Raw genomic sequence first — 20,620 nt, 5'->3', positions numbered from 1 at the left:
AAGGGAAGGGGCTGGGGGTTAGGTCTGTATTGCACTCAACAGAGAAGCGCTATCGATTACGCATAATTACAGAATTATATCCCTAAAATATTCTTAAAAAAAGCCAAATATTTGTGATTTTCCCTGAGCCGGAATACTGCTGTTTTAAGACAAGCTAACAGTAGTACCGCGAAGCGAAATTCAAAATTAAAAATAAAGTTGATTTTTTAACGCCGTGCTGTACAAAAAAAGTTCATGAGGAATAATCTATGACTCTACCCAAACGTTCATCTCGCATTCTCGAAAAAGCTCAACAGAGAGTTTCTGGAATGCAAACTATTGATCCGACTCTTGACTTTGGCAATTTTAATAGCTTGCAAAATATGCTACAACAAATTGAGCAATTACGCGCCAAGCTGAACACTCATAATACTGCTCTGGCTGTAATTGATGCTTCTAGAACTGATATTGAACAGCTAGAAAAAAGCTTGAGCGTGCTGTGTGAAAATATGCTGATGTCAGTTGCAGGCAGATACGGAAAAGACAGCGCCGAATATGTCAAAGCTGGTGGTGTGCGTAAGAGCGATCGCATCCGCAAAGGCATTAACACTCGGATAAAAACTGGTGCAGAGCAAACGGCTGTTAAGTCTGATGCAATTACATAGTATCATTCCATTTTGACGAAGAAGCGATCGCCCAATTAAAGCTAGTTATTGCCTACTATGGTCAAATGAACGAACCGATCAAGGTAAGACGGATGCGGATAAAACAGGCCCAACTCTAACCTTGTAGGCTAACTATCTTCTTAATTAACAGCCATGACGTTCTTTGCTGGGTTCTGGACTTCCATCAGTATCATCCATTAGCGTCTCGTAATTCAAGATTACTGATCGTCCAGAAAAGAGATATACATATTGCCAATGATCGCTGCTTGAGTGCGATCGTCACCTCCAACAACTGACCTTGTAAAGGATCTGCTCGCATATCTGCAACCGATTTGCGAACGGCGTTCAAAGCCTGATGGTAATAAAATACGTAAACTTGATGAGCATAGGCGTAGCCTGCTGTAGACATCGCTTTTTGGGAAAACTTTTTGGTTTACTGGTTATGCGATGTCTAATAGCAAGCCCTTTAGGTTCGGGGGTTTACAATCGAATGGCACTAAGTTAAGCACAAACTCTTGATATAACTGGATGAGAGGGTGTGGGGTGTAGGGTGTGGGGTGTGGGGAATTAAGAAGATGTTAAACTCCGCCGCGCAACTAAAATTTAATTGTCTTAAACACGAACCTGCAACCCTACCCCCAACAAAGAGCCCTGACAAGGTTTTACATGAGTCTTAGTGCCATTCGGTTTACAATCTACATCTCCGAAAAATAAAGAAGACCCCTCTCCAAACCTCTCCCCGAAGCGGAGAGAGGCTTTAAAATCCCCCTTCCCTTGTAGGGAAGGGGGCAGGCTGACAGGTGTAGGTTTATTACATAGATGTGAGTGTTTATTAACAGCTTGGAGAAAATAAAGTGTAGAACGAGTGTAGGTAAACAAGGGAGATGCTGAAGAACAAGTATCTCAAACAGTGGTCTTGTATAGTGTCAGAACACATGGTTCATTTATCGATACCTGAAGCAGTGGGACTGGCAACATGGAGTTTTGGCATGGTGATGACAAAATCGAGTAGCTTGACACAAGTATCAAGATTTATCGCCAGTATCAATCAGGAAAAACCAAATACAGTACGTCAACGCTTAAAAGAATGGTATCAAGAAGCCGAAGCTAAAAAAGGAGACAAGCGTTGTAGTCTTGATGTCAGCAGTTGTTTTGCACCATTGCTGTTGTGGGTAATGAGTTTACTACCAGCAGATATAAAGCAAGTAGCTCTGGCGCTTGATGCAACTAGTATTAGTAACAAGTTTACGGTCTTGTCAATCAATGTATTGCTTGCAGGGTGTGGAATCCCGATTGCATGGTGTATTGTTGCGGCAACTGAACCAGGTAGTTGGAAAGGGCATTGGCACAAACTCATTGAACTTCTCAAAGGTGTGATTCCCCAACAGTGGAATGTGATTGTTGCTTGCGACCGAGGACTGTATGCAGATTGGCTCTATGAACTGATTGTTAGCGCTGGCTGGCATCCATTTCTACGTATTAATCATCAAGGAACTTATCAAATACCACCAGACCGTAGTTGGCGACCTCTAACAGAAGTTGTTAAAACACCTAGACAATCTTGGTCTGGTCGAGTTGTAAGATTTAGAACTAACCCGCTTGAATGTACCCTATTGGCCCGTTGGGATATCGGCTACAAAGACCCTTGGTTAGTTTTAACCGACCTTGAACCAAGCCAAGCTGATGCTTTATGGTACGGTTTACGTCCCTCGACTGAATGCGCTTACCGCGATATTAAATCCGACGGTTGGCAATGGCACAACACCCGTTTGCTCTCACCACAACGTGCTGAACGTCTATGGTTGGCGATTGCTGTTTCCACATTATGGATGCTCATGCTTGGTGGCGAAGCTGAAAATCAATCTCCTCCCTCAAACTACCAACAACTCCCTAACAAGCATATCGTTTTTTCTAAACCAATAAACCCAAAACCACTACGCCAAATTTCTTGTTTCCTTCTGGGTTTTATTACTCTGATTGCTGATTTGCTTAACGGTTTCTCGATTCATCTTCCGAGGTGGAGTGCTTTCCCTCCCACCCCAGTTGATGCTTTCTATTACTCAAACTCCTCCTAATCGTAAAATACCTACACCTATAAGAAGGGGGCAGGGGGGTTAGGTCTGCATACAAAGAAAGCGGTCTCAAAATCTTTTCCAGAGATGTCTAATCGACATAAACCCCCTTCGCGGAGCGTCTCGTAGAGAAGACTGCGATCTCTTCAATGCTCTACATCTATGCAGTCGTTAAAGATAGTTGCTCTGCAACACGACCTACAGCTTTAATCAAATCGGCTGCCTTTTCGCCAATCATAATTGTGGGTGCGTTAGTGTTTCCCGTGGTGATGGTTGGCATAATTGAAGCATCCACGACACGCAACCCTTCAACTCCATATACCCGCAGTTCAGGATCTACTACTGAATCAGCATCTGTTCCCATTTTGCAAGTGCCGACTGGGTGCCATACAGCATCACACGTTTCTCTGACGTAAGCTTCAAGGGCTTCATCACTAGTTACATCAATACCGGGAGCAGCTTCCTCACCTCGGAAGTCATCAAATGCAGTTGATTGGAATATCTGACGGATAATTTTGATTCCTGCAACCAGCTTTTGCAAATCGGATTCACTTTGGAGATAATTCATCCGTATTACAACTGGGTCATGGGGTGAAGCAGAACAGAGGGTGAGATTTCCACGGCTGTCGGGATTAGTTATACAGGCTGTAGCTGCAAATCCAGGGCCTTCGCGGGCGTATGCAGGATGCGTCCACAAAACAGGGCCAGAGAAAAACTGCAAATCTGGTGCAACATCTAAACGACCTTCAGTATGCAAGAACAATCCAGCTTCGGCAATATTACTAGTTGGGGCAGGTTGCACATCCTGAGTTGCTTGGTGTGCAACGGCGACATTAAGATGATCTTGGAGGTTTTGACCAACGCCTGGCAAATCAACAACTACAGGAATACCTAGCGATCGCAGATGTTCTGCATTGCCAATCCCAGAGAGCATCAGTAGTTTGGGCGAATCAAACGCGCCAGCAGAAAGAATTACTTCCTGATTTATAAAGGTTTGGTGTATCGTTCCTTCGTGCAGATATTCCACTCCAACTGTGCGCGTTCCCTCAAACAATAACCGAGTAACTAATGCACCAGTGGTAACTGTTAAGTTGGGACGATCCAAAATGGGTACTAAAAATGCTGCTGCTGTACTGTGCCGTTTACCATCTTTAATAGTCAACTGGTAAAGTCCGGCTCCTTCCTGTTGTGCGCCATTAAAATCAGGATTGCGCTCATAACCAAGTTCTACTGCTGCTTCTACAAATTTATGTGATGTTACGGCAGGTGCTAAGGGATCTGTCACACTCAGCAATCCATCGACCCCGTGAAATTGAGATGCGCCATGCTGCTGGTTTTCAGATTTCTTGAAATATGGCAACACATCTTGGTAACTCCAGCCAGGATTGCCTAATTCTTGCCAGTGGTCATAATCATGCCGACTGCCTCGAATATAAATCATGGCGTTGATTGAACTGGTTCCACCCAAAGCTTTCCCGCGTGGACAATAGATTTTGCGGTTATTAATGTACGGTTCTTCTTCCGTAAAATATGCCCAGTCTACCCCAGTACCCCAGAGTTTTGTCCAGTCTAGAGGAACTTGATGCTCTGGTAAGGTAGGTGGATTGCCTGCTTCTAGTAATAATACGGTTGTTTTACCGTCTTCTGTGAGGCGATTGGCGACGACACAGCCCGCCGAACCTGCACCAATCACAATATAATCGTATTTAGTCATGAGATTTTTCTTGTTAATTGCAAAATTTGTAGAATAATACTGCTTTTAGCGATCGCTAATCATAAATCTGCTCTAAACTTGCGTCATTTGGATTGGCTGACCAAGCACCTGTTCCACAATCTGAGGCTGAATGGATTGCAAATACCCAGTTGCAAGTTCAGGGGGCAAAAACTCCAACATCAGCCAGTTCTCCACCCAAAACTCAATCACTTTAAACGCACCGCGGTCGCAAAGTGCAACTTGCCAACCCTCACGCCTACCGATTTGCTCAATCTGCTGTTGGCTAGCAGGGACAGAAATCGCGGCGTGAGTTGCTACAAAATCAGGTGAACTGGAAGTTTGGATAACTTTGCTCGGTTCTGTGTCGGAACCTGGAACACACACAGTTCCTAAAGGAAAGACTTCAATTCCAGTGCCATATTCATCAAACGCAAACACGGCGTAACTTCCGGGATTTGGAAAATTAAAGACTTTACCTTGACAAATTTCTGCTAGCACACTAGCAACGCGAAGGGGGTTTTGAGCGGCGATGGAAAAGTGATGAATCATCAGAATAACTCCATTAAGGGGCCCGTGCAAAAATAAGTTGGTCAGGCTTGGCACACGCCTATATAGGCGTGTGCCGCTTCCATGAGAGATTGTGAATGATTGATAAATATAAGCTGTAAAGCAACTTATGAGAGCGGGGGTGCTAATATATTCAATCAAGAAAGTTAGGCGATCGCTGAAAAAATTCTAGTTATTGGTTTTCGCCACCTTCATCGCCTTCCTCGCCTTCATCGCCTCCATCGCCTTCATCGCCTCCATCGCCTTCATCGCCTCCATCGCCTTCATCGCCTCCATCGCCTCCATCGCCTCCATCGCCTTCATCGCCTCCATCGCCTCCATCGCCTTCATCGCCTCCATCGCCTTCATCGCCTTCATCACCTTCCTCATTTGGATTGCCTTCCTCATTTGGATTGCCTTCCTCCTTTGGATTGCCTTCCCCATTTGGATCAGAATCAGGATTATCGCTCTCGCCAATAACCTTGTAATCGTATTCACCAACTAACATCTGTTTTCCATCCAAGTCTTTCGTGACTGGAAAAATCATTGTCGTTTCATATTCTTCACAGGAGACATCAAATTCGCCATTTCCCAACCTAAATTCCTTGCATACTTCCGTAGTGCCAGTTGATTTAAAAAATTGAGGTGTGAATGTCGCTACCGCTTTTTTCCCTGGTGGAACATTAACACTCATAGTCACTTCAGAGGTAATGGTTTCTCCTACAGAAATGCCCACATTCATTGACAGGTTGTTAATTAAATTTAATGGGATGTCTACCCCTCCCCCAATACTCACCTCTACTGAACGCGATACTGATTTGGTAATTGCTATTGAGCCTCCCGATGACCCTCCGTCAACAGAACCATTGCTTATCTGGATAGGTTCACCGTTATAGATTGGGCCACGCGATTTTTCCTGATACTTAGCCGAAATAATTCTTGGGTTTGCCATGACTTTTGCTCCTTTGATTCAATGTAAATTTGATTCTTACCCGACTAGTCTTACTCGTATTTGAGTGTTTTAATTTGTTGTTCTGTTTGAGAGTTTTAACTCTATCTGTCACATCCCAATTCTTAAATAGCAGACAGATATAGATGGAAAGTTATATTAGGTTAATGTTGTCAAATTGGCAGTGTGCTGACCTGTAATGAGTTTGCTGATTGAGTCATTACGGTAACTTTTCCTTTTGCATTTCTATTTACCAAGTAATTAATTCCTCGATAGCTCAATTTATAAGTTGCTGGTGGTAAGGTAACTTCAGCAGACTTGGCATTGGGATCAACACGATAAGTAGCCCCACGGTAAATCAGATTGTAAGCTGAGCCAACACTAGGTGCTGGTTGAAAAGGCTTTTCTGTTGTTCTGTTTGCAATTTTTGAAGAGTCTAATTCGTAGCTAAGACCGCGATAGGAAAGTTTCATATTTCGCCTCGTGAATTGTGAATAAAGATGTGGTTGTTTTTGTAACGACTTGAGAACTATTAGTGATTAGAAAATCCTTCGATGTAATTTCGTAAGGTTTAGTAGACAAAATATTTGTCTACATCCACCAATAAGTGCAGCTTTTCGTTGTTAGAGGTCTCTTGTTGATTTCTTGTGATTGGCAATCATCTAGTTTGCTTGTCAAATCTGTTTTATTTAATACATTAGGCAAATATACAGATAGACTAGTATTTGAGCTTGAAATATTGATATCTTCATGCTTTGACAATTTACTTTTTTTGAATTGTTTAGTGCCTTGATAAAACAATTGAATAGATGACACAATAGATGATTTATTAGAATTACTCAGGTTAAACAGCATAAGTTTTCTCCTTAAAATAGAAATGGCTATAGATTGATAACTGACCTAGAGATAGAAATAAACTAAAGTATCAAGTTAGATACTAAGGTGAAGTCCATGCAACACTGGCGTACTAGCTGTTCGCTTTCGTTGCATAATCTCAGAATAGATAGATTTAATTAGAAATACATCGTTAAGCCAGGAAACTAGTTTTCCAATTTTGGAAATTTACTAAGGCTTATCTGCAAACTGTTTTATTGAAAAAATGTCAACTAGTCACGGCGTTAACAAAGCAGTAGCGAGGTACAAGCATCAGAGCTTTCCGTATACATTGTGTTAACGGTGGAAAGAACACTGCTCTGGTACTCGAGGCTAGGAAAACATTCTTAAATTTATCTGTAGGTATAATCGAATGTCATGCTTGAAAACGTGAAACCTCGCGCTTGGCTATCTTGTTGGGAGTAGGGTTGCAGGTTCGTGTTTAAGAAAATTAAACTTTAGTTGCGTCAAGGAGTTCAACATTTTCTTGATTTCCCACACCCTACACCCCACACCCCACACCCTCTCATCCAGTTATCTCAAGGGTTTACGCTTAACTTAGTGCCATTCGGGTATAATCCCCAATCCTTTTTACTTGCTGCTTTAAGCAAACTCATCCTGTAAAATTCACTGGTATAGTTTCCCTTATGCCATCATGCAACGCTTGCCATACCGTATTCGTCGCGTTTGGGTAGTTCTCTTCGTCACAACACTAACCTTATGCTTGTGGTTAGCGCATCCTTCCTTAACAATTGGGCATAAAGGAATATTAGAAAAAGCAACAGCCCAATCAATAACTTTAGCGCAGTCAGTACAGCAAGGACTTGAATTATACCAAGCAGGCAATATTCAAGGGGCAATTAAGTCTTGGCAAACAGCCCTCTCTAATCAACAGCGTGGCAGTGATGATGCAGAGAATATAAGTATCAGGACATATCTTGCTAGAGCATACCAACAGGTAGGTCAAATAGCTGAAGCGATCGCTCAATTAAAGCAAGTTATTGCCTACTATCGTCAAACAAACGAGCCGATAAAAGTAGGACGGATGCTGACAGAACAGGCTCAACTCTACAGTAGCTTGGGACAGCAGCGACGCGCAGTTAGCATTTTGTGCGGTCAAAAGCAAAGCAATGCAGCTTGTAGCCAAGATAGTGCCATAGAAATTGCCCGTAACCACTCAGATCAACTGGGGGAAATTGCCGCTTGGGGTAGTCTGGGAAATGCTCATCGTCTCCAAGGCGAGTATGAACAAGCTATTTCTAATTTTGAACGTAGCAATGAAATTGCCAAGCGCCTCGATAATCAAACTTATCTAGTGTCTAACCTGAATGGTTTAGCTAATACCCACGCTACTCTTGCAAACCGCAATCAGCGCCGTGCCGAATTTGCCTCGGAGGTAGGTGATAAAAAAGCTGCCCAAAAATTTCAGCAATACACTGTTGGTTATGATAACCAAGCTGTACAGTATTTTGAGCAAAGCCTCAATCTAGCGCGTAGTCAAAACGACAAAGTAAACGAACTGCGATCGCTATTAGGTCTAATTAGGCTTTATTACCACCAACGTAGTCAAAACCAAGCGGTAGTTAACAATACATTACAACAAGCACTAGTTGTGTTGGAACAATTACCCGACTCCCGCGAAAAAGTCTACGCAGAAATTCAACTCGCTAATCTTTTACAACTCGTCAGTCAAAAAGGTGAGATGGTAAGTAATGACCCAGCAACTCAATGTTTAGATTCACAATTATCACCTAAATCTTTTGAGTTGCTCAATAAAGCTTTGTCCGCAGCTCAAAAAATACAAGATTGGGAAGCAGAATCCTTTGCTAAAGGTAGAATAGGACACGTTTATGAATGTCGTCACGACTATCAACAGGCTATAAATTTTACCCAACAAGCACTTGTTAGCACAGTTACTAACGAAAGCCTTTACTTGTGGACGTGGCAAGCAGGACGCCTACTTAAAACCACAGGTCGAGGCAGAGAAGCGATTAATTTTTATGAAAAGTCTGTTGACAGCCTCAAAAGCATTCGCAATAACCTGAGCCTGCAACAGCGAGATTTACAGTTTGATTTTCGAGACAATGTTGAACCAGTTTATCGCCAATTGCTAGAGTTACGCCTAGAAGAAAGCCAGCATCTTGTTGGAGAATCAAATATTGAAAATAACTTAGACTCAGTGCTTCCAATAGTAGATGAGTTAAGGTTAGCAGAACTGCAAAATTATTTAGGAAATAATTGCGATTTAGCACTTATTCAGAAACCAGTGCCACTAGTAGGGAAAAACACTGCCGTCTTGAGTTCGATTATCTTAAAAGACCGTCTTGCAATCATTCTCACGTTATCTGATAGTAATCAAAAACTTAAATCAAAGCTTTCTTGGCTACCTGTTAAAAGTCAAGAAGTCAAAGATATTATTAATGATTTACGAGTCAAACTAGAAAAACGCTCTGACTTGGAAAATAGTTATCAAACCAGAGCTAAACAAGTATATGACTGGTTTATTCGTCCTTTCATTAGTGAATTAGAAAAAGAAAGAATTGAAACTTTAGTGTTTATTCAAGACGGAATTCTTCGGAGTATCCCAATAGCTGCACTGTTTGATGGTAAAAAATTCTTGATTGAAAAATATGCGATCGCCTTTGCTCCAGCATTAACTTTGACAAATCCTCAACAGTCCAACCCCAAAAAGTTACAGGTATTGGCTTTCGGTTTGACACAACCAGCTACCATCGAAACAGATACTGGGTCAAAGTTTTTTGAGCCGCTTACACAAGTGCAATCCGAGCTGAAAATGATTACAACGAGCCTACCTAAAAGCAAGGGTTTACTGAATCAAGAGTTTACACGTGAGCGATTGCAACAAGAGTTGAAAGAAAATACTTATCCAATAATTCATCTAGCGACTCACGGAAAGTTTGGTATTGATGATAGAGAAACGTTTTTAGTAACTGGAAAGAAAGTTGTAGCAAATCGTCAAAAATCACTTACTAATGAGACTTACAATGAAAAATTGACACTAAACGACCTTTACCAACTTATCAATAGCACTCGCACTCAAAAACAACCGATTGAGTTACTCACTTTGACAGCCTGTGAAACAGCAGTAGGTAGCGATCGCGAAACTTTAGGTTTGGCTGGTATCGCTATTCAAGCTGGATCTAAAAGCGCCATCGCAACTCTTTGGAAAGTTGATGATGCAGCAACGGCAAAACTGATAGCCAAATTTTATCAAAGCTGGCACAGCGGCATGAGTAAAGCCAAAGCATTACAGGCGGCTCAAGTAGCTTGGCTACAAACGCATCACCAGCAACTTGAAAGTCACCCTGGATATTGGTCACCATTCATTCTCATTGGTAACTGGCTTTGATCCCCACAGCTATAAAACTTTCTTCCTCACTAACGTTGCAATTGATGGATTTTACTATTCGTTAGTGCTGCTTTAGTTTGTTCTCTTAATTCTGTTTTAGTTCCAGTTGCTACCTGTTCCAGAAGAGATTTTCTTAATTCTATTAGAGTTGGCTTATCTTCTGAAGTTAAAGCAATTTCTAAAGTGTTGTACCATAAATCAGCTTCATTGTAGAGATTTGCTTTGGTTAAAACATCATTGCTCCGGGAGAGTTGCTTTTTCAAATTCGCTGGAACTGGAACGGCTTTCATCGCAGCGATCGCAAACGGATTTCCTGAAGGACGATTAGCATCACAAACCAATTCAACTTGCCAAAGATATCTTCGATTAGCTAACAATTCTAGACTAGGAAGAGATAAAACCATGATTCCTGGGGAGCTTTTAAAATTTTCATCTTTAATCTCTTTTATTAACCTAGATTGTTTATTAGCCTGGTCGTACTCATAAAGGCGAAATTCCATTTGCCAGGAGCTACTATCTTTCGCATACCAAGCGAATGTAGGGCTATTTGCCAAAGTTTTACCGTAACTTTGAGGGGGTGCAAGTAATATAATATTTGGAATACTACTTAACAATGCCTCACTTTCAGTCTCACATCCTCTAGAACCGCCTGAAGTTCCTGTAGTCTGGGGTGGAGGATCGTCAGAATTATTGTTATTCCCCTCAGCTAAGGCTGTTGTAGACATCAATAACAACAAGCTCAAGGCAATGTATGTACTAGACCTGTTCTTCAAATATTTTTGCAAAGGGCGTATTATCTTAACCATGTTCTCTAATAATTTGTTGGTACGAGTCTTAAGAAAATATCTGGTTTAATAGCCTACATTTTGCAAGGAAAATTGCAAAATACTGCATTTTTAATCCATGACAGTTTTACCACTTAAAATTAGCCTACAGGATATTGATTACTATGAAACACACGGCATTTTGGTGCTTTCGGTGATGCAGACAAACTTATTGGTATGCTCGGCTTCTCATGCGAGAGCCGTTTGAAGCGTGTTCACATTAGTGTTCACAAAGTATTTACCTGCTGTTTTGTTTTCACTCCATACCCACTTGCTTGAACATCCCCATTAATTTCCGCTTCCGGGCATGGGTTTGCATCAAATTATCCCGATAGCTTAACCACTCAACCTTCCTCCCAGACTCCAAGTAGGCGGCACGTGCCTTTTTCACCCACTCAACCGCCAAGTCATAGTATTCTGCTTTACCGGCATTCATAATTTTTTCAGCACGGCGACAGGCGTTAGCAATCACCCAACCTGGATTGTGAATAATTGCAGCATTCATAACTCGATGTATTAATTCTGAGTGATAGGAACTGAGTTGATTGACGACCGCGATCGCATCATCAATTAGTCCCTCATACAAGAAAATATCCACCTTCGCTGATTCTGTTCCCCAAACACTATGGGCGCGGATAATTCTTAACAAACTTGTTTTCCAACTTTCCCAATTATCCCCAGCCAACTCTTCTATCTTCTGGTAGTCAGCCAAAGAGGGACTGGCTCGAAAAGCCGCCTCAATTGCTTGTAAAGTTGCTGTATCGTCACCCAACCCCTCAGCTAAATGACTTGTCCAACTTCCTAAGTCATACTGACAATTTCCCGGTAACTTTAAACCTAACTGAGCAATATGTAATGCTTGCTGTAACGCTCCCTGTTCCCGAAGTGTTTTCGCCAGGGCAAAGGCTTCTTCCATAGATTTCATCTGGCTTTGAGCAGCATCAATTGCATCTTCTACCCTGCCTAACCGCCCCAGCATTGTGAGATAATACTGAGTCTGCTCTTCTGCTTGTGCCAAATACAAGTATTCTTGGTAACGTTCCTGACGTTCGAGAATTTTCAGGCGAATTAGTGCTAAATCATCTGCGTAGTCTGGTGCTTCTTCCTGCCAGATTCTCGTTTCGCTAATATTACCTGCGAGAACTTTCACTAGTGGCGGGTAATCCCAACCCTGCTGTAAAGCCTCTAGACTCATCGTAAAATCAGCATTCCACTCATCTTGCCATGCTTCCAAATTCACCTGGACATCGACTTTTTCCTCTGGGGAAAGTTCGGCGGTGAGAATTGCTTCACACCAAGCATTATTTAATTCGCAGACAAGATCATCATTTTCAGCACCGTACTCAGCAACATCGTCCCAATTTTCTGCACAAGTAGAGGTTATTGCTTCCAAAATAGCGATCGCATTCTCACTCTCTCCCCGTTCGCTAAAATCTACGGCAGCTTGCACCAAATTCAGTACTTCTTCAGTAATCGGATCTTCTTCATACCCCTCTTCTAAGTAGCGCACCGCATCGTGGAGAATTTGTCGCACTTGTCGGCGAAAGGGAGCCGGATCAATAGTACTCTGGCGTGCAGATTTTGTAGCTTTTGGCTTGGCAGCAGGATTTGTGATTAAGCAGACATGGCGATCAATCACCTCAATCAGTGGCGGATATTCTGCGACTAACTCTTGCAGCAGCCTTTGGGTTTGGATCATATCCAAACAATTAAGTAATTGTTCTAGGGTAGGACGTTGCTCAACTGCCTCAGACTGACGCGCTAAGACAAGCATCGTTGCCACAACGTGTTTGCACCATCCGTTAAAATCATAAGCACAGGTGCAGTTTGCCTTAATCAAACCCTCACCATCAACACTCAAATTGACACGGTAGGGTTTGGCTTGACTACCTGCTACTTCTGCCTGAAGCAGACGGCCACGTTGGGTAACGGTAATGACAGCACCTGCTTCATAGTAAGCCTCACCCCGCTGGAAAGACTTAGCGTTAGCATGACGGCGGATAGTAAACTCACTGATATTGGGAATAGACATCGGGCGATCGCTTGCGTAAATCCTCTGTCTGGATGAATTCTAAATCCAGCTTAGTGTTAAGCTAACGCTCTGTAAAGAAATTGGGGACTGGGCGGAGGGGCAGGGGGCAGGGGGCAGGGGAGCAGGGAGCAGGGGAGCAGGGAGCAGGGGAGATACTTCTTGAAAGCTCGACGTTGACCTTCTGACCCATAAAATTGACCTTTTGAACCTCAATCTTCATGCTTCCCCCTGCTCCCTGCCCCCTGCCCCCACTCCCCTCTTCCCTCTCGGCTGACTGTGAATGATAATTGGAGTTAGAAACAGCAAAAATTTAAAAAGGTTGCACTGAGTTGCTGGTGAAGTTGAGAATATATAGACGAAGCACACGGGGAAACTAACGTGAGTCATGGTTTTGATTACGATTTAGTGATTATAGGCGCTGGTGTAGGCGGACATGGCGCTGCCCTACACGCTGTAAGTTCCGGTCTGAAGACAGCAATTATCGAAGCTGCTGATATGGGGGGAACCTGCGTTAATCGGGGCTGCATTCCTTCTAAGGCACTGTTGGCAGCATCTGGACGTGTGCGGGAGTTACGCAATGCCCACCACCTGAAGTCGCTGGGAATTCAAATTGGTAGTGTAGAGTTTGATCGTGAAGCGATCGCTAATCATGCTGGCAATTTAGTAGCGAAAATTCAAGGCGACTTAACCAATAGCCTCAAACGTCTAGGAGTAGATATCATCAGAGGTTGGGGAAAAGTTGCTGGGACACAAAAAGTCACAGTCACTGGAGATGGTGGTGAAAAAACCATCACAGCCAAAGACATCATTCTTTCGCCTGGTTCAATTCCCTTTGTTCCTCCAGGAATTGAAGTAGACGGCAAAACTGTTTTTACCAGTGACCAAGGGGTGAAGTTAGAGACACTACCAAAGTGGGTAGCAATTATTGGCAGTGGTTATATCGGCTTGGAATTTTCTGATATTTACTCAGCTTTGGGTTGTGAAATCACTATGATTGAAGCCCTAGATCAGTTAATGCCAGGATTTGACCGCGATATTGCCAAACTCGCCGAACGGGTGCTGATTACTCCCCGCGATATTGAAACCAAAGTGGGGATATATGCCAAAAAAGTCATCCCTGGTTCGCCTGTGGTGATTGAACTGGCAGATTTCAAAACCAAAGAAGATATAGATGTCATCGAGGTAGACGCTTGCTTAGTTGCGACAGGCCGCATCCCCGCGACACAAAATCTTGGTTTGGAGTCTGTAGGTGTCGAACTCGATAGGCGAAACTTTATCCCCGTTGACGACCGAATGGCGGTGCTGTCAGCAGGTGAAGTAGTGCCGCATCTGTGGGCAATTGGCGACGCCAATGGCAAGATGATGCTGGCGCACGCAGCTTCGGCACAAGGCATCATCGCGGTGGAAAATATCGTAGGTAGAGAGCGTGTTGTAGACTATCGCAGCATCCCCGCAGCGGCGTTTACCCACCCAGAAGTCAGCTATGTAGGTTTAACGGAAACCGCCGCCAAAGATTTGGGACAAGCTGAGGGATTTGAAATTGGTACAAGCAGGAGTTACTACAAAGGTAATTCCAAAGCGTTGGCAGAAAATGAAGCCGACGGTATTGCTAAGGTAGTGTATCGCAAAGACACAGGTGAAGTTTTGGGCGTCCACATTTTTGGACTGCACGCCTCAGACTTAATCCACGAAGCGTCAGCAGCGATCGCTAACCGTCAATCTGTCGAAAACCTCGCACATCTAGTTCACGCTCACCCAACACTTTCAGAAGTGCTGGATGAAGCTTACAAACGAGCGATCGTAAATTAGGGATTAGGGATTGGGTATTAGGTATTGGGAAGAATTCAGTCCCCATTCCCCATTCCCCAGTCCCTATTCCCCAATCCCCAGTCCCCAGTCCTCAGTCCCCAGTCCCCATCATGCAAATCCGTCGTCGTCCACCTAATCCTGCTATTGACGTGTCCGTATTACGTTATCAGGTTGCAGTGCCTGATGCAGCGCCAACCAACATCTTAGAAGAAATTGTCTGGCAAAAAGAAGTAGAAGTTGACCAAATGCGGGAAAGAGTCCCTTTGCTGCAATTGCGGAAACAGGCACTCTCCGCACCGCCAACTCGTGATTTTGTCGCCGCTTTAAAACAAGGCAAAACAAAACCAGCGTTAATTGCAGAAGTCAAAAAAGCTTCACCTAGTAAAGGAATTTTACGGGAAGATTTTGACCCAGTTGCGATCGCTTTGTCTTATCAAGAAGGTGGTGCTAGTTGTCTTTCGGTACTCACAGATGTTAAATTTTTTCAAGGTAGCTTTGATAACTTAGCCTTAGTTCGCGACGCTGTAGATTTGCCGCTGCTGTGTAAAGATTTTATCATCTATCCTTACCAGATGTACTTAGCACGTGTTAAGGGTGCAGATGCCATTTTGTTGATTGCGGCTATACTCAGCGATCAAGATTTGCAGTACTTCATCAAAATTGCTCATAACTTGAAAATGGCAGCTTTAATTGAAGTCCACAGTTTGGCAGAACTTGACCGTGTGTTAGCCTTAGATGGTGTCTCCCTAGTGGGAATTAATAATCGAAACTTGGAAGATTTTTCTGTTGACTTGCAAACTACTTGTCAACTGCTAGCGACCAGGGGTAGCCAATTGCAAGACCGAAAAATCCTAGTAGTTAGCGAGTCAGGGCTACACAATCCAGATGACTTGAGTTTGGTGGAGAAAGCCGGTGCATCTGCTGTACTCATTGGCGAATCTTTGGTAAAACAACCAAATCCAAATTTAGCGATCGCTCAGTTATTGCCGAAGCGTTTCTGAAAAAAATTCCCTGCTCCTTCAAAGCAGGGTAATCGCACAAAGTGCAGTTGACCAACTATAATTTTCTCAAAAAATACGATTTGTAAAGATGAACATCATAGAAAGCACCTATCTACAGTCTTTTTAATGTGTCTTGATTACGAATTACGTCAGCAAATCATCCAGCGTCATTAGAAATTACGAATTAGTATTAGGCCGTCGCTAAACTCTTTGCTAAATCTTTATCTCCAGGTAAATTAAAGCAGTAAGCAACTAGTTATTTATTGTGTAACAATTCATTTATTAGCAAGAGATATACTCAAACTAATACAACATCCTCAATTTGAAATCATAATTAAACTTCATGGAGCAAATTCCTCTTCCTTCGCCTGTCCACTACGAACTCATACTCCAACTGTTAGAAAGACAAACTATGTTAGCAGTTAACGACAATCCTGATTTACGACGTCAAGTAAATCAGTTAATTATCACTCTCCGCAAAGCTGCTGTACAACAAAAGCGACTAGAAGAAGTTTGCCAGTTTTGCTCTGTCACAGTAGACCATCGTTGGTCAATAAATCATCATAATAGTAGCAAAGTTATTGTTCCTGATTAATCCAGAAAGTTTAATATTTTAAATTTGAGTTTGACACCCTGATTAAGTTCTCTAGTTCCAGCAGCTATTGTTTTGAACATTCAATCTTATAAGTATACGGATAGATAGGATAGCTGTGCTATCCTACCCACAAATATCTGTACTTCACCGAATTGAAAACTCTTATATAAGTAAAGTCTGAAAACAAAGGATTAATAATAAATGACTAATAATCAAAAGAGCGACTTAATTGATCAAGTCGCTCTTTTGATGAGTATGTAATAAGTAGAAAGCACAGACTTAATTTTATTATCTATCAACCTTTGTATAAAGTAGAGTAGATTGGACATACTTTAATTCTCCTAATGAACTACTCATGAACCTGCCCTTACTTTAATTTGCATCTAGTAGTTAATAGCTAAGAAGCTAACACGATTGCGCTTGCTTATTTTTAATTTTAAAGACGCGTACTGCAAAGTAGGACTCGTTTGACGTTAGGTGTTTAGTTTAAAGGTTCTTATGCCCAATAGACACGAACGGCTTCGCGTAGAGTTAGGGTAGGCTAGGGTGAGTGGCGACTTGTTTAAAGGTATTTTTAATTGCATACCTATACTGTCTCCAGCCAATCATAAATTTGTTCTAACTGGTCTAGAGTAATTAACCCATACTGCCAAAGAATCATTGGTAAAGGGCCTGGATCTTGCTCTCGATGCCGAAGTGCAACCGCTAGCGATGCAGCAGAAATTGCCAAATCTTCTTGTAAAAAATGAATCAACCGAGAATATGTTGATGGTGACATTTGGATCTCACCTCCTTGTGTAGAGTGTATTGTCATATATCAGTTCACCAGTTTTCATTAGTCAGTAGCCAGTATTTTATTTGTCACTGCGCTGTTATTAGATATAAACTCCAGCCAGCACAGTTTTTTCATCTGCCTTGAAGAGTGTGTTCTCGCAAGGGCTTAATAGATAAAAATTTTAGTGCGCTTTCTGTGTTTGGTTCTTAAGCAGCATTTTTCCCTGGTCAAATTGGCTTTACCTTTTTTACTACAGTGTTTTATTTAATTACACCTGTGGTAACAAAGATTCCATAGCCCATACTCCCCTATGGCGACTATTTACACGTACGCCCAAAGAAATATTTTTGCGGCTGAATCTTAAAGCCGTAATTTTAGCTTCAAGTCAGTAGGATTTTATATTATTACCACAGTTTTTAAATAGTAGCCTCATAAATGACCGTTTTACCACAGTGCGTGCTATTTTTTACAGAAAAAACATCTATTTAGGTTATACAGGTTGTATATGAGAAACTACTCAAATCTTATTTTTGTGAGGCACTAGAGTTTAAAAACTCAATTTTGACAGTATCTCCAACTTTTAGTTTCAATTCAGCGGCTCGTCCAGACCGAAGTTCAATCACCGTATCGATGGGTGTATTAGGCCCATAAGTAGGACAAGGCTCATTGTTACAGGGAGGTGCAGAAGCCTGAATATACTTAATTTTTCCTTTTTGTAGAAATACCATATCCAAAGCTACAGGTACATTCTTCATCCAGAAACTAACTGGTTGGGCTGAAGGAAACTGAAACAGCATCCCTCGGTCACTGGGTAAAGCTGGTCGATACATCAATCCTTTCTGTTGCTGTTCCCCTGTTCGCGCTACTTCTAAGTTAATCGTTGTACGGTTGGGAACAATAGCTTTAGCAGAAATCGGTAGTTTCTGCCCCAAACTCTCTGATGTTGGAGTTTCCGAACCAGACGTTGAGGTAGGAGTTTTAGCTGTTGTCGGCACAGAACACCCCATCAGCACAATACTCAGTAACATCGAGAGCAAACCTAGCCAACGAGTCATAATGGTTTTTGATTTTGTAATTTAGATTTCAATTTTACAAAATTTGAACCAGATAGCGTACGGATTTTAGCTGGTGATATTGTTGTATAAATTACTCAATAGTATTGAGTTATAAGGATATGTAACTTGAATACCGAATTGCTTACTAGGATTCTCTTAACACATACCCTACACCTCGCACCGTCTGGATTAGGCGCTTTTGACCTTCATCTTCGATTTTCAAGCGTAGGTAGCGAATATATACTTCAATTACGTTCGATTCCCCCATAAAGTCGTAACCCCAAACATTTTCAAGAATTTGTTCGCGAGTTAAAACCTCACGTGGATGTTCCATTAAGAATTTTAATAGTTCAAATTCCTTCATTGTCAAGTCAATTGCTCGTCCGTTGTGTATAGCCCGGCGAGTTGCTATATCTAAGACAAGATCCGCAAAGCGTAATTGCTCTGTGGTATCGACATCAGGTTTTAAGTAGAGACGAATCAACTTCAAAAAGTCTTCTGAGCGGTAAGGCTTGAGGATGTAATCATCAGCTCCAGCTTCTAGACAAGCTACACGGTCATCAACTGTATCCCTTGCCATTAATATCAGCACAGGCGATCGCATACCAGTGCTTCTGATATTTTTGCATAATGTGAGTCCTGATTCGCCTGCGAGCATTCGGTCTAAAACAATTAAAGCAGGTTGGCGATCGCGGCAGTATTGCATACCAATCGTCGCATCATGGGCCAAAATCGAGTCATAGCCTGCTTCTTGCAAATCGAAAGCCAGCTGATTTGCCAAGCTTTCATCAGTTTCAACCACTAAAACGCAGGGACTTTGAGCAACTGTCATAACAATTTGGGATATTGGATTTTGGAGCGTACGGACATTCTCACGAAAGTCTGTACATTAGCTAGAAATGCAGTTACGAGTTTTTAGTGATGGAGCAATCCTGGCTTAGTACACTGCATAAGATGTTTTAGCACTTTCAGGTATCAACCATCGCATTCACGAGATGCAATTTTAATAACTAATTCCAAATACCATTCCTACACAAGTAATTCTGGAAGGAAATCGCCAAATTGGCAGGAGTGGGAGAGTAGGGAGTAGGGGAGAATAATTAATGACTTTGACCCTTGACCGAATGGCACTAAGACTCATGTAAAACCTCGTCAGGGCTCTTTGTTGGGGGTAGGGTTGCAGGTTCGTGTTTAAGACAATTAAATTTTAGCTGCGCCGCGGAGTTCAACATCTTCTTAATTCCCCACACCCTACACCCTACACCCTACACCCCACACCCAAAAGCCAGTTATATCAAGGGTTTGTGCTTAACTTAGTGCCATTCGACCCTTGACCCTTGACACTTGACTCCTACGGCAATTCTACTGAAGTCGGTTTAGCAATATGTGGTAAGCCCCAACCTAACTTTTCTCGCAGAATTCGGAAAAATTCTGGTGATTGTAGGCGAATAAATCGGGCGCTATATTGCGATCGCTCTAAATATACCCGATCTTCTGGCAGGACATAGCAACCCCCATTGCCATCTACCACCATCACTAGGCGAGGAATATTGACTGGATAGATGTTGACTGGTTCAGTATCTGGAAATACCAACGCCCTGGAAGCTAGGGAATGCGGACAGATAGGTACTAGCTGCAAGACGGGTACGCCAGGGGTAACTACTGGCCCACCAGCACTAAGTGAATAAGCTGTAGAACCAGTTGGAGTAGAAACAATTACACCATCCGCCGCAATATCTACTGGTGCATGACGCCCTATGGCAATTTCAAAATGGCACATAGAAGTCAATGGTTCTCGATGCAGCACCATTTCATTCAAGCAGAGGGCTTCCCACAGCACCGATTCTCCTCGAAATACTTTGACGGTGAGCATCGCTCGTTCTTCAATTTCATACTTACCCGACATTACCTGTTCTATTGCCTGCGGTAATTGGTTTAGGTAAGCTTCTGTCAAAAATCCCATATGACCAGTGTTCACCGCTAACAACGGTATACCACAGGGTGCGACCTGACGCGACGCTGCTAAAACAGTGCCATCCCCCCCTAACACGATTGCAAATTCCATGTCTGGGTCAAAACCAGGGGGCATCAGACCGTCAATTGGGGTGTGGCATACAGGACTCTCAGGGTTAGAGTAGCCCAATATTCCACCGATACTCGAAGTTACACATACATTCCAACCGGCAGCGGTTAGCTTGTCTTTCAATTCGATAGCGATACGACTCGCTATCGGTTTAACGTCATTGTATATAATGCCTGCTTTCGGCACATTCAAATATCCAAAGTTTAGGCGATGCTCTGTCTTATGTAATCCTTACACATTTTGACAATGTAGTCATTAATCTCAAGTCAAAAGTCAAA

General features: G+C 42.5%; 17 protein-coding genes. 6 read left to right on the top strand and 11 right to left on the bottom strand.

Translation table 11 applies throughout. The features are described 5' to 3' along the window. Nucleotides 1–248 precede the first annotated feature (248 nt). Nucleotides 249–644, top strand: coding sequence for a hypothetical protein (locus tag WKK05_RS15200; protein WP_341530462.1), 396 nt, complete (start codon nucleotides 249–251; stop codon nucleotides 642–644). Nucleotides 645–834: 190 nt separating this feature from the next. Here the strand turns inward: WKK05_RS15200 and WKK05_RS15195 are convergent, their stop codons facing one another. After that, nucleotides 835–1,053 (bottom strand): hypothetical protein, encoded by a 219-nt coding sequence (locus tag WKK05_RS15195; protein WP_341530461.1) that lies wholly within the window; start codon nucleotides 1,051–1,053, stop codon nucleotides 835–837. Between the two features lie 475 nt (nucleotides 1,054–1,528). Here WKK05_RS15195 and WKK05_RS15190 point away from each other — a divergent pair, with 475 nt between their 5' ends. Beyond that, nucleotides 1,529–2,719 carry a transposase gene (locus WKK05_RS15190; protein ID WP_341530460.1) on the top strand — a complete coding sequence of 397 codons (1,191 nt, stop codon included), beginning with the start codon at nucleotides 1,529–1,531 and terminating at the stop codon, nucleotides 2,717–2,719. A 157-nt stretch (nucleotides 2,720–2,876) separates the two neighbouring features. Here the strand turns inward: WKK05_RS15190 and WKK05_RS15185 are convergent, their stop codons facing one another. The 4 genes from WKK05_RS15185 to WKK05_RS15170 form a co-directional block, all read right to left on the bottom strand. Continuing rightward, the gene (locus WKK05_RS15185) at nucleotides 2,877–4,430 is read right to left on the bottom strand and encodes a GMC family oxidoreductase N-terminal domain-containing protein (RefSeq protein WP_341530459.1); all 1,554 of its coding nucleotides are present in this window, start codon (nucleotides 4,428–4,430) and stop codon (nucleotides 2,877–2,879) included. Nucleotides 4,431–4,502: 72 nt separating this feature from the next. Continuing rightward, the gene (locus tag WKK05_RS15180) at nucleotides 4,503–4,979 is read right to left on the bottom strand and encodes a hypothetical protein (protein ID WP_341530458.1); all 477 of its coding nucleotides are present in this window, start codon (nucleotides 4,977–4,979) and stop codon (nucleotides 4,503–4,505) included. A gap of 190 nt (nucleotides 4,980–5,169) precedes the next feature. Next, nucleotides 5,170–5,928, bottom strand: a complete 759-nt coding sequence (locus WKK05_RS15175; protein ID WP_341530457.1) for a hypothetical protein — start codon at nucleotides 5,926–5,928, stop codon at nucleotides 5,170–5,172. A 170-nt stretch (nucleotides 5,929–6,098) separates the two neighbouring features. Then, nucleotides 6,099–6,398, bottom strand: coding sequence for a DUF4278 domain-containing protein (locus tag WKK05_RS15170; protein WP_341530456.1), 300 nt, complete (start codon nucleotides 6,396–6,398; stop codon nucleotides 6,099–6,101). 1,055 nt (nucleotides 6,399–7,453) lie between these two features. Here WKK05_RS15170 and WKK05_RS15165 point away from each other — a divergent pair. Beyond that, nucleotides 7,454–10,168, top strand: a complete 2,715-nt coding sequence (locus WKK05_RS15165; RefSeq protein WP_341530455.1) for a CHAT domain-containing protein — start codon at nucleotides 7,454–7,456, stop codon at nucleotides 10,166–10,168. A 29-nt stretch (nucleotides 10,169–10,197) separates the two neighbouring features. Here the strand turns inward: WKK05_RS15165 and WKK05_RS15160 are convergent, their stop codons facing one another. Continuing rightward, nucleotides 10,198–10,974 carry a DUF928 domain-containing protein gene (locus WKK05_RS15160; RefSeq protein WP_341530454.1) on the bottom strand — a complete coding sequence of 259 codons (777 nt, stop codon included), beginning with the start codon at nucleotides 10,972–10,974 and terminating at the stop codon, nucleotides 10,198–10,200. A gap of 274 nt (nucleotides 10,975–11,248) precedes the next feature. Then, nucleotides 11,249–13,024 carry an SWIM zinc finger family protein gene (locus WKK05_RS15155; protein WP_341530453.1) on the bottom strand — a complete coding sequence of 592 codons (1,776 nt, stop codon included), beginning with the start codon at nucleotides 13,022–13,024 and terminating at the stop codon, nucleotides 11,249–11,251. Nucleotides 13,025–13,402: 378 nt separating this feature from the next. Here WKK05_RS15155 and lpdA point away from each other — a divergent pair, with 378 nt between their 5' ends. The 3 genes from lpdA to WKK05_RS15140 all read left to right on the top strand — a co-directional run bounded on the left by lpdA (nucleotide 13,403) and on the right by WKK05_RS15140 (nucleotide 16,429). After that, complete coding sequence (gene lpdA, locus WKK05_RS15150) at nucleotides 13,403–14,833, top strand: dihydrolipoyl dehydrogenase (RefSeq protein WP_341530452.1); 1,431 nt, start codon at nucleotides 13,403–13,405, stop codon at nucleotides 14,831–14,833. 110 nt (nucleotides 14,834–14,943) lie between these two features. Continuing rightward, a complete protein-coding gene (gene trpC / locus WKK05_RS15145) occupies nucleotides 14,944–15,834 on the top strand; it encodes an indole-3-glycerol phosphate synthase TrpC (protein WP_341530451.1) in 891 nt (296 codons plus the stop codon). A gap of 343 nt (nucleotides 15,835–16,177) precedes the next feature. Continuing rightward, nucleotides 16,178–16,429 carry a DUF5340 domain-containing protein gene (locus WKK05_RS15140; protein ID WP_341530450.1) on the top strand — a complete coding sequence of 84 codons (252 nt, stop codon included), beginning with the start codon at nucleotides 16,178–16,180 and terminating at the stop codon, nucleotides 16,427–16,429. Between the two features lie 586 nt (nucleotides 16,430–17,015). Here the strand turns inward: WKK05_RS15140 and WKK05_RS15135 are convergent. From WKK05_RS15135 to WKK05_RS15120, 4 genes are all read right to left on the bottom strand, one after another. After that, nucleotides 17,016–17,243, bottom strand: a complete 228-nt coding sequence (locus WKK05_RS15135; RefSeq protein WP_341530449.1) for a DUF2949 domain-containing protein — start codon at nucleotides 17,241–17,243, stop codon at nucleotides 17,016–17,018. A 485-nt stretch (nucleotides 17,244–17,728) separates the two neighbouring features. Beyond that, nucleotides 17,729–18,259: a DUF192 domain-containing protein gene (locus WKK05_RS15130; protein ID WP_341530448.1), complete on the bottom strand. Its 531-nt coding sequence runs from the start codon at nucleotides 18,257–18,259 to the stop codon at nucleotides 17,729–17,731. A gap of 145 nt (nucleotides 18,260–18,404) precedes the next feature. Continuing rightward, nucleotides 18,405–19,091 (bottom strand): response regulator transcription factor NblR, encoded by a 687-nt coding sequence (locus tag WKK05_RS15125; protein ID WP_341530447.1) that lies wholly within the window; start codon nucleotides 19,089–19,091, stop codon nucleotides 18,405–18,407. Nucleotides 19,092–19,610: 519 nt separating this feature from the next. Next, complete coding sequence (locus WKK05_RS15120; protein ID WP_341530446.1) at nucleotides 19,611–20,528, bottom strand: NAD(+) kinase; 918 nt, start codon at nucleotides 20,526–20,528, stop codon at nucleotides 19,611–19,613. Nucleotides 20,529–20,620 lie beyond the last annotated feature (92 nt).

It is taken from the genome of Nostoc sp. UHCC 0302 (genome assembly GCF_038096175.1).
Taxonomy (GTDB): Bacteria; Cyanobacteriota; Cyanobacteriia; order Cyanobacteriales; family Nostocaceae; genus UHCC-0302.
This window is presented reverse-complemented; position numbering and strand designations above follow the sequence as displayed.